Origin of the sequence: Mycobacterium sp. 1274761.0, from assembly GCF_001668615.1 — a bacterium.
Lineage (GTDB): Bacteria > Actinomycetota > Actinomycetes > Mycobacteriales > Mycobacteriaceae > Mycobacterium.
The window spans coordinates 1-9,405 of sequence record NZ_LZMC01000091.1 but is presented as its reverse complement, the minus strand read 5'-3'; the positions used below and the strand labels follow the sequence as shown (position 1 = coordinate 9,405).

Here is a 9,405-nt window from a genome sequence, read left to right as displayed (position 1 = left end):
CAGTTGCGCTGCAGCAGGGCTTCCGCGGCCGTTACCGGGTTCGCGAGGAAAGGTTGGTAGTTCGGATCGCCGCCCGCGCAATAGACCAACATGCCGATCTCGATGTCCGACGTGTCGTCCATGATCCGCGAAGCGGCATCAGGGTCGGTCAGGTCGACGGCCAGCGTCCGCGTCTCGGCCCCGGTGCGGGCGGTGATCCCGGAGGCGACGTCGGCCAGGACGTGTTCTCGGCGCGCTACGAGCACCACACCGATACCGTCCTCGGCCAACCGTTCTGCGAAGACGGCACCGCACCCGTCGGATGCGCCGACAACGATCGCCCACGGACCGTATTTGTCGCGGAATTCACCCATGATCAGCTGCCGACCGCGACCAGTCGAACCGAGGTGTAGGAACGTTGAGCGATTCGCCAGCCTGCAGCAGTCCGCACCGCGACGTCGTCGTAGTACCCGACCGGGTTGACGCCCGAACCATCCGCGGTCAGGATCAACGCATCGACGTAGGTCCGTACACTGGCCCTGTCACCATCCACGTTGATCACCTGGTTGGTCATCCGGTGCATGGTGTGGGCAGCACCCACGTGCACCGCCTCCATGAACTGCGCCACCTCTGCCGCACCTGTCCAGTGTCCGACCTCGCCGTAGTCGATGTCGGCGTCCTCCGTGAAAACCTCAGCGAGACGCGCGTATTGCTGATCATCGATGGCGCTGGCGTAGCGATGAGTCAGTTCGACGATTTCGTCGCGATCACTCGGCGCCGTCATGCGACGTGCCCGTTCGGATGCACGACGACGCGCGGAGGCCCGACTGACCTGCGTGCCTCGTCGAGTGCAGCGGGAACCTCATCGAGTCCGATGATTCTGCCGATGCTGGGCATCGGGTTCAGACGTTCTGCGACGACGGCGTCGAGTACGCCGTACCAGTCCTCCGGCATCGGACCACCGCCGAACCGAAGCGTCAGTCCCTGACGGGTTGCTTCGGTGATGTCCAGGGTGTCCCCGGTGTACCAGCCCCCGGCGCAATAGATCCGGGTATAGAAGTCCGCCTCCTTGACTAGGGAGTTGATCAGACCGGGAGCTCCGACACATTCGAACACCACGGCTATACCGGATAACTTGTGCAACGCACGCGTCTCTCGGAACGCGTCGAACACCGACCCTTCTGCGGGATCATGCAGCACGTGGGCGCCGAAACCTGAACGCGCGAGTTCGCGACGTTCCGCGTTGAAATCAGAGACGATGATGGGCTGGATGCCACGAGCGGACAACGCGGCTACCGCCGACAAACCAATGGCGCCGGCACCGATGACGATCGGGACCTCGTTCGGCTGCACATCAGCAACGCGCACGTAATACTCGCCGACCGCGAAGGCATCCACGACGGCGATTGCGTCACTGGATACAGATCCCGTGACGACCTTCGCAGTGGCTTCCGGGACGACGACGAGTTCACCGAAACTTCCTTGGGCCTCTGGATGCTGACCGATGATCCGGAGGCCGCCCGCACCTCCGTCGACCAGCCGGATCGGCATGGACGTCACGCGGCTACCGATTGGAAAGGCATCGCCGCAACCTGGCCCGTGACCGATCACCTCGCCGACGAACTCGTGCCCCATCACGATGTCTTGGTCGGCGTCGTACAGCGAGCGGCCGGTTGGATCGTCGATTGCGAGTTGCGGGTTGTCCATGTAGTGCACGTCCGAGGCGCAGATGGCAGTGCTGAGCGTTTTGAGCAGCAGATCGCCCTGGCCCGGAACGGGATCGGCGGTCTCCCGAACTGTCAGTTCACCGCCCCGCAGCACAACCGCCCGCATCTCTCACCTCCAACATGGCATACACTTCTCTATTATTCGAGAGTTGTTTCTCTAAATATTGAGACGACCGTAGAATGCCTGTCGAAGGGAGTCAAGGTGCGGGGAGCCAGCTCAGCGCCGACGGAGCGAGTCATCGACGTCGTCGAGCTCCTGAGCAGGTCGTCAACCGGTGGGCTGCGGTTCAGCGACGTCGTGAGAGAACTCGATCTTTCTCAGGCCACGGCGCATTCCATCCTCAAAACGTTGTGCGATCGCGGATGGGTCACCCGCGATCCTGTGCGCAAGACCTTCGCGCTGGGCCTCAATCTGGCTGTTATCGCCGAGAGAATGGACACTTTGCGCCCACTGGCGGCCCTTGCGCGCGAAGCCATCGGCCGCCTCGCCGAGTCGGTCGGGGTACCGGCGTCGGTTGTCGAGCGCACCGGAGACGATCTCGCGATCACCGCGTTCGAGAACCCCGATGGTTACTCCGACACCATCCTCCCGCACGATCGGATTCCATACGCACCGCCCTTCGGTATCGCCTGTGCCGCTTGGGATTCGATAGACGAGCAGGAGGCGTGGATCCAGCGCGGCGCCCTGGGCGATGGCCCCCTGGCGGAGCGCCTACGTGCCGTATTGGCTCAGACTCGGGATCGCGGATATGACGTCGACTGGATGACACCCGCTCTGGCCCAGGCAGCCCACGCGATCGGATCATTGTCCGGCGAGACAGTGCCCCGCAATCTGCGCGCGGTCATCGACCAGCTGCGCGTGGAATTCATCTCGGCGAATCTGCTGTCGGATGACGGGCCGCCCGGCGCTCACCCGATTGCCACGATTTCAGCCCCTGTCCTGGACGACACGGACAGAGTGCGACTCATCCTCGGAATTCACCCGCTACGACACATGACCTCTCGTGAAATCCGCTCTGCTGCCAAGCCGTTGCTTCGGGAGATAGCGCGAATCAGCCGGGAGCGAACCGCGTCCGCAGTTCGTTCTTGAGCACCTTGCCGGTGAGGTTGCGGGGCAACGCTTCCACCAATTCGAGGCGCTCCGGCGACTTGTGCTTGCTCAGACCGCTGGCCTGGCAATGGTCGAACAGCGACGACAGCGTCACCTCCACCCCAGCCTGCGCGACGACCACCGCGCACACCCGCTCGCCGGTACGCTCGTCGGGCACACCGATCACGGCGACGTCAGCCACACCGGGATGCGTCGCGAGCACACCTTCGATCTCGAGCGCCGAGATGTTCTCCGCGTTGCGGATGATCGCGTCTTTGATGCGTCCGGTGACTGTCACGTTGCCCGCGCTGTCGATCCGTCCGCGATCGCCGCTGCGGAACCAGCCGTCGACGTCGAACGCGTCGGCGTTCAGGGTCTCGTCGACGTAGCCGAGGAAGCACTGGGGCCCCTTGAGCCGCAACTCGCCCTCTTCGCCAGGCGGAACTTCGCGCTCGTTGTCATCGACCACGCGGACAGACACCCCGGTCACGGGCCGACCCACGGTGTGATCGAGTACCGCCGGGGGTCCGTCCGGCGGCGGCGAGGTCACCACCGGAAACTCGGTCAGGCCCCAGGCATTTGCCACGCCCGCCACCGCGAGGGTTTCGCGCACCTGCCGTCCGAGCTCAGCGGTGATCGGCGCGCCGCCACCCACACAGCCACGCAGATCGGGAAAGAGCGGCTCGGGACCGTGTGCGCGCTGCGCGGCCATGAACGCAACGAAGAAGGGCGTGGCCGAGCCGAGAATCGTCGGCCGGTGCGCCGCGATCGCTTTCGGGGTCTGCACCGGATCAAAAGTGTCGAAGAGCACCAGACGCATGCCAGTGAGCAGACTTGCCGCCAGCATCGCTGCGCCGCCGATGTGCGACACCGGGAAAGCGATCGGATTGACGTCGGTGTTCGATGCACCGAACATCCCGACCACCCCTGCGGATCCTGCGATCACCGAGCGATCGCAGTGCCGAACGCCCTTGGGCGCCGCGGTGGTGCCCGACGAGTAGTAGACCCAACGCGGCAGATTGGCATCTGTCGGAGGCGCCGGCAGTGACGAGACCTCACCGCGCGGGAGTCTGAGGTCCGTGCCGATCCGGGCCGCGTGATCAACGACAACGACCGTCATCGGTCGATCTCGCGCAAGGTCCTCGGCGAGCGCGACGTGATCGAACCCGCGCCACACACCAGGAACGATGAACACGTCGGTGCCGAGTTGCGTTGTAGCGAAACCGACTTCGCGCTCCCGCCAGATCGGTAGGATCGGATTCTGGACGGCGCCGATGCGCGTCAACGCCACCATGACGACCAGCGTCTCCAGGGTGGACGGCAGCTGCCAGGACACCACGGATCCGGGGCCGACTCCCCTTTCGGCCAGCGCCGCCGCGGCGCTTTCCGCCGCGGCCCGCAGCGCGGCATTCGTCAGGCTGCGACCGAAGTCGTCGACGAGGACAACCCGATCGGGGTGCGCACGTGCGGCCTGTTCGACCAGACCCCAATACGTTCCGCGCATCAGCGGTTCGGCAACAGCAGCCGACGCTTCGCGAGGATGTTGCGCATCATCTCATTGCTTCCGCCAGACACCGTGTACGCACGCGACCACAACCAGCATTCTCGCAGACGCTGTTTGGCTTCGTCGACAGTCGGATCGGCGGCGACGGTGCATAGCAACGGGGCGAGTTCGGCGCCGTAGGCCGAAACGCTGTGGTAGGTCTCGGCGAAGCTCAGTTTGGCGATCGAACCGTCGCCCGGTTGCTCGGCACCTACGACGAGACGTTCGACATGGTCGTCGATGAATGACTTCGCCACTTCGACTTCCACGGCCAATTCGGCCACCGTCTGTCGAATGTCGTCATGCTCGAATGCAGGCCTGCCGTCGAGTGTGGCGTTCTGCACCACCGTCACCAAGTCGTCAATCAGAAGCTCGAGCAGTATGACGTTGCCGCCGATTCCAAAGCGCTCGAAGTCCAGGCCCGCCATGATGATCGACCAACCCTGACCGGCCTCGCCGATCAGATTGTCCTCAGGAATCTTCACAGCGTCGAGGAAGACCTCGTTCACCTCGATCGCCTCATTGATCGTCCGGATCGGACGCACCTCGACGCCCGGGGCCGACAACGGCACGATGAAGGCCGAGAGGCCGTGATGGCGCGACGACGACGGGTCGGTGCGGATGAGCGCGAGACCCATATCGGCCCAGTGCCCGTCGGTGATCCACGTTTTTTGCCCGTCGAGCACCCAGCTGCCGTCGTCCTGTCGAACTCCACGACTGCGGACATTGGCGATGTCGCTGCCGGCATCGGGCTCGCTGAGCAGCTGGCACCAGACATGCTCACTACGCCGAATGGGTGGCAGCAGTGCCGCCTTCTGTTCCGCCGATCCGAAATGCAGCAACACATGAGCGGCGAGGTTGACCTGGTCGACGGGGCGCGGCGCACGTGCACGCAAGAGTTCCTCGCTGAGGATCCGGTCGTGCAGCGGATGATGGTCGGCGCGGCCGCCGTGTTCGACGGGCCAGTCGGCACCGACGAATCCTGCGTCGAACAGCGTCGCGAACCATCGGCGCAAGTGAGCTTCTTGTTCGGGATTCTCCGGCGCTCGCCGCCCTTCCCGTGCAGCGAAAGGCGGCGCATGCTCGCTGATGTGCGCCCTGACGCGGTCGCGGTACTCGGTCAGCTGCGCCGCGGTGGGCCGTGCGCCGAAAGCGCTCACCAGCCGGACCTTTTGGCGAAAAGCACACGGCTGGACCGAGCCGTGCCGAGCAGGTACGCGTTGGTGAACACTCGGCGCAACTCGTGATGCAGCGGGTACTCCCAGGTGAATCCGATACCGCCGGACAACTGCATGCACTCGTCGATGGCTGCGGTCGCCTTCGCCGTGGCGAACGCATGCGCCGCTGCGGCCAGTGCGATGACGTCGTCAGATCGATCGCCGGACCCAAGGGCACGGGCGGCCTTCATGATGATCGCCCGCGCCTTCGCCTCGAACACCAGCAGATCCACCAGTCGATGCTGGACCGCCTGGAAACTCGCGATCGGCACGCCGAAGGCGACACGTTCGGAGAGGTAGGCGGTCAGCCGCCCGAACGCGGCCGATACGGCTCCCAACGAATCCGCGCTGAGCAGTACCCGGGCTACCGCGAGCAGCTGGTCCGCCCGCTCGGGACCTCCGATCCGCAGGCTCTGCGCCTCAGAGACGTCGACGCGCCAGGCTGCACGGTCGACGTCCAACAGCTCTTCATCGCGTTTTTTTGGCATCCGGTCGACGTCCTCGAACAGATCAATACCGTTGCTTCCCAACCTGATCAGGACGTCGATCGCGTCGCCACCCGCAACTCGGACCGTATCGCCGGCCGAAGCGCACCACGCCGCGGCGGTGCCCTCGAGAATCGCGGACAACCATCGGTCGCGCACGTCGTCCGGCGCCGAAGCAACTGCGGCAGCGGCGATCACACTTCCGAACCACGCCGACGAGTTCCTGGTGCGGCCGAGTTCTTCGGCGATGACGGACGCCTCGGTGGGACGCCATCCGCTGCCGCCTAGTTCCTCCCCGACGAGCAACCCGGTCCAATCCATAACCGCAAGTTCTTTGAGGCAGTCCTGCGCGACCCGCCGGGCAAGAAAATCGCGCGCCGTTTCGCGGAGCAGATCGAGGTCGATGTCATCCTCGTGCGCCTCGCCCATCGGCTGTCAGCTCCGGGTGAGCAGCGCAATAGCGTTGTCTCGCATGATCCGCTTCTTGGCGGCGTCGTCGAGCGGGTCGAGCAGCTTGACGAAGTCGGCGGGCTCGGCGAGGCCCTCAGCGTGCGGGTAATCCGAACCCATCAGCAGACATTCGTCGTAGCCGAGACGGTCGACAATCGTGGGGATGTCGTCTTCGGGGTAGGGCACGACGCCGACATGGCGCTTGAAGATCTCCGATGGCCGCTCGGTGAGCTTGCCGCCGATCCACGGCCCGTTGCGGCCCATCCCCCGGCTCTTGTCCATGTGGATGACGAACTGCGGCACCCACTCCGCTCCGTGTTCGGCCACCAACACGTTCAATCCGGGGAATCGGCCGAACAGGTTGTCGAAGATCAGCGCCGACAGCGTGTCCTCGATCGGTCGCTGACCGTAGATGTTCATCCACTGCCAAGCCGACATGTGCCATGCGGCGGGGTCGGGGTTGTGTCCCCATGCCGGGGAAATGGCGTTGAAATACCAGAACGGTTGGATGTGGAACACCAGCGTGCAGCCGGCCTCTTGCAGTCGGGCATAGATGGGATCGAAGTACGGATCGCCGGGTGACCGACCGTGCGCCGGACCCGTCGGCAGCAGCACCATCTTCGCCCCCTGGGCGATGATGGCCTCGGTTTCGGCGACGGACGACTCCAGATCCCGTAGCGACAACAACGCCGTCGCGTAGATCTTGTCCTCGAAATTGAAACCCCACGTGTCGTCGAACCAGCGATTGAACGACCGCAGATTGGCGTAGAGAGCCTCGGTGTCGTCGACGTAGTGTTCGGCCGCCAGGGCCATACCCGCCGGGAAGATGACGGCCCGTTCGACGTTCTGCTCTGCCATCACGTTCAGTCGCGCGTCGCGTTCCAGCCACTCGGGCTGCATTGGCTGCGGCTCGTAGGTCTCATCCGGGTTGCCCGAACCCATCTGCTTGAGCATCTCCTTCAACGAGCCGGGTCGGTAGGCCAGGTCGAAACCCAGGCCCGCCTCGCTGTTGAACGTCGCGATCCGATGGCCGGCGAGGATGACCTCTTTGCCGTCCGCGGACCGCACCGGAGCGATGGCTCGATCGTGAAATTCTTTGGGCAGATAGCGGGTAAACGCATCGCGCGTCTCGTAGCAGTGGGTATCGCAGTCGAAAATCCCGTAATCGAGCTTCGTCGTCACCGCGCGGCTCCTTCGTGCGAGAATGGGCATTCTCCTATTTCAGAAAAGATACTATCCTCTCCCGGGAATGCCTATCCCGGGTGGGGCCGGGCCCCCTGGAGGCATGCAATCGATGACTGAAGCGGACGACCTTCGGCAGGCCGTGCGGGAGTTTCTCCAGGCCACGTCGCCGCCGGAGCGCGTGCGTGAGCTCATGGACACCGACGACGGCTACGACCGGGCGGTATGGAAACAGATGGCCGGGCAGCTCGGGCTGCACGGCATCGCCATCGGTGAGCACTTCGGCGGCGCCGGCGCCACCATGAGCGAACTCGCAGTGGTCTTCGAAGAGATGGGCGCTGCGCTTCTGTGCGCACCGTTTTTCAGCACGGTGGCGCTCGCCGCCCATGCATTGCAGTTCAGTGGCGACTCCGAGGCGATGGAGAGATACCTGCCAACCCTCGTCGACGGTTCCACCACCGCGACGGTCATCCTCAATGGTCGACTGGACCCGTGGGACGAGTCCGCCCTCACGTTGACGGTACGCCGTGATAGCACCGACCACCGGATCAACGGTACGGCCCGTTACGTCGTCGACGGCCACACCGCGAATCTGATTCTGGCAGCGGCGAATACGGGGCTCGGACCGTCGCTCTTCGCGGTATCGGGAGATTCGGAGGGTTTGGCACGGGAGCCGTTGGCCACCCTGGATCGCACACGCAAGGTGGCGCGCCTGCAATTCGACGACGTACCCGCGCAATTGATCGGGACCGAAGGCGACGCTGCGACCGGTCTGGCCCGAACCTCGAACATCGCGTTGGTCGCGCTGGCCGCCGAGCAGACCGGTGCCGCGCGGCGCTGTCTCGACATGGCCGTCGGCTACGCCAGGGAGCGGATCCAGTTCGGGCGGGCGATCGGCAGCTTTCAGGCCGTCAAGCATCGCTGCGCGGACATGCTGGTAGCCGTCGAAGGCGCCAAGTCGACCGTGTCCCACGCCGCAAAAATCGGCGATGATCTGCCGGTTGCCGCGTCGGTGGCGAAGATGGTGTGCTCGGATGCACTCCTACAGGTCGCGCTGGACAATATGCGGATCCACGGCGGCATCGGCTTCACCTGGGAACACGACGCACACCTTTACGTCCGGCGCGCGAAGGCAACCGCGTTGATCTTCGGCACCCCCGACTACCACGCGCAACGCTTGGCAACCCTCGTCACCTCATCACAGCGCTAGCCGGAAGGACGACCGTGACCATCTCCTACTCCCTGGAACTACCCACTCACCGGGTGGACGCACTCTCCGAGTTCGTCACCGCCGCGGCCATCTCGGACATCGCACGTGCCGGGGAGACCAGTGGATTTGCGGCCGTACACGTCACCGACCACCCAGCGCCTGACGCCAAATGGCTCGACCACGGAGGCCACCACGCACTGGACCCGTTCGTCGCGCTGTCGTTTGCGGCGGCGGCGACCACCGACGTCAAACTGTTGACCAATGTTTACATCGCCGCGTACCGCAACCCGTTCCTCAGCGCGAAGTCGATCCAGAGCCTCGACGTCCTCTCCGGTGGACGGCTTATCCTCGGCACAGCGGCGGGCTATCTGAAACCCGAATTCAAAGCGCTTGGAATTGATTTCGACAATCGCGGAGCGCTGCTCGACGAGGCCCTGGACGTCCTGACCAAGGCACTGAGCGGAGAGGACGTGGCGTACGAAGGCACGGGATACAACCGCACACCGCGTGCGGTAAAGGACG

At 64.5% G+C, this 9,405-nt stretch carries 10 protein-coding genes; 3 read left to right on the top strand and 7 right to left on the bottom strand.

The window, feature by feature from the left end; translation table 11 throughout:
- From A5651_RS19320 to A5651_RS19310, 3 genes are all read right to left on the bottom strand, one after another.
- Positions 1-353, bottom strand: a 353-nt coding sequence (locus A5651_RS19320; protein WP_156663073.1) for an SDR family NAD(P)-dependent oxidoreductase, incomplete at its 3' end; no start/stop codon positions are given.
- Between the two features lie 2 nt (positions 354-355).
- Complete coding sequence (locus A5651_RS19315) at positions 356-763, bottom strand: nuclear transport factor 2 family protein (protein ID WP_066984562.1); 408 nt, start codon at positions 761-763, stop codon at positions 356-358.
- Entirely contained in the window at positions 760-1,812 is a 1,053-nt protein-coding gene (locus A5651_RS19310; protein ID WP_066984559.1) for a zinc-binding dehydrogenase, read from the bottom strand. Before A5651_RS19310 ends, A5651_RS19315 begins: the two co-directional genes overlap by 4 nt.
- 96 nt (positions 1,813-1,908) lie before the next feature.
- On the opposite strand from A5651_RS19310, the gene A5651_RS19305 reads away from it, so the two are divergent.
- On the top strand, positions 1,909-2,796 hold the full coding sequence (locus A5651_RS19305; RefSeq protein ID WP_066984557.1) for a helix-turn-helix domain-containing protein: 888 nt from the start codon (positions 1,909-1,911) through the stop codon (positions 2,794-2,796).
- Here the strand turns inward: A5651_RS19305 and A5651_RS19300 are convergent.
- The 4 genes from A5651_RS19300 to A5651_RS19285 are packed head-to-tail and all read right to left on the bottom strand — an operon-like array spanning position 2,759 to position 7,673.
- Positions 2,759-4,300 (bottom strand): class I adenylate-forming enzyme family protein, encoded by a 1,542-nt coding sequence (locus A5651_RS19300; protein WP_066984554.1) that lies wholly within the window; start codon positions 4,298-4,300, stop codon positions 2,759-2,761. The genes A5651_RS19305 and A5651_RS19300 overlap by 38 nt on opposite strands.
- The gene (locus A5651_RS19295) at positions 4,300-5,499 is read right to left on the bottom strand and encodes an acyl-CoA dehydrogenase family protein (RefSeq protein ID WP_066984551.1); all 1,200 of its coding nucleotides are present in this window, start codon (positions 5,497-5,499) and stop codon (positions 4,300-4,302) included. The genes A5651_RS19300 and A5651_RS19295 overlap by 1 nt, the downstream gene beginning before the upstream one ends.
- Positions 5,496-6,470, bottom strand: a complete 975-nt coding sequence (locus tag A5651_RS19290; protein WP_066984549.1) for an acyl-CoA dehydrogenase family protein — start codon at positions 6,468-6,470, stop codon at positions 5,496-5,498. Before A5651_RS19290 ends, A5651_RS19295 begins: the two co-directional genes overlap by 4 nt.
- A 6-nt stretch (positions 6,471-6,476) precedes the next feature.
- The gene (locus tag A5651_RS19285; protein ID WP_066984546.1) at positions 6,477-7,673 is read right to left on the bottom strand and encodes an amidohydrolase family protein; all 1,197 of its coding nucleotides are present in this window, start codon (positions 7,671-7,673) and stop codon (positions 6,477-6,479) included.
- 112 nt (positions 7,674-7,785) lie between these two features.
- Between A5651_RS19285 and A5651_RS19280 the strand changes: the two genes are divergently transcribed.
- Both A5651_RS19280 and A5651_RS19275 read left to right on the top strand, forming a co-directional pair.
- Positions 7,786-8,883: an acyl-CoA dehydrogenase family protein gene (locus A5651_RS19280; RefSeq protein ID WP_156663072.1), complete on the top strand. Its 1,098-nt coding sequence runs from the start codon at positions 7,786-7,788 to the stop codon at positions 8,881-8,883.
- A 14-nt stretch (positions 8,884-8,897) separates the two neighbouring features.
- Positions 8,898-9,405: LLM class flavin-dependent oxidoreductase (locus A5651_RS19275; protein WP_156663071.1), on the top strand; the 508-nt coding region annotated here is incomplete at its 3' end.

What these genes read in the sequence shown, in the direction of transcription:
- A5651_RS19315 (WP_066984562.1), bottom strand. Translation starts at nt 763, where the DNA reads ATGACGGCGCCGAGTGATCGCGACGAAATCGTCGAACTGACTCATCGC.
- A5651_RS19310 (WP_066984559.1), bottom strand. Translation starts at nt 1,812, where the DNA reads ATGCGGGCGGTTGTGCTGCGGGGCGGTGAACTGACAGTTCGGGAGACC.
- A5651_RS19300 (WP_066984554.1), bottom strand. Translation starts at nt 4,300, where the DNA reads ATGCGCGGAACGTATTGGGGTCTGGTCGAACAGGCCGCACGTGCGCAC.
- A5651_RS19290 (WP_066984549.1), bottom strand. Translation starts at nt 6,470, where the DNA reads ATGGGCGAGGCGCACGAGGATGACATCGACCTCGATCTGCTCCGCGAA.
- A5651_RS19280 (WP_156663072.1), top strand. Translation starts at nt 7,786, where the DNA reads ATGACTGAAGCGGACGACCTTCGGCAGGCCGTGCGGGAGTTTCTCCAG.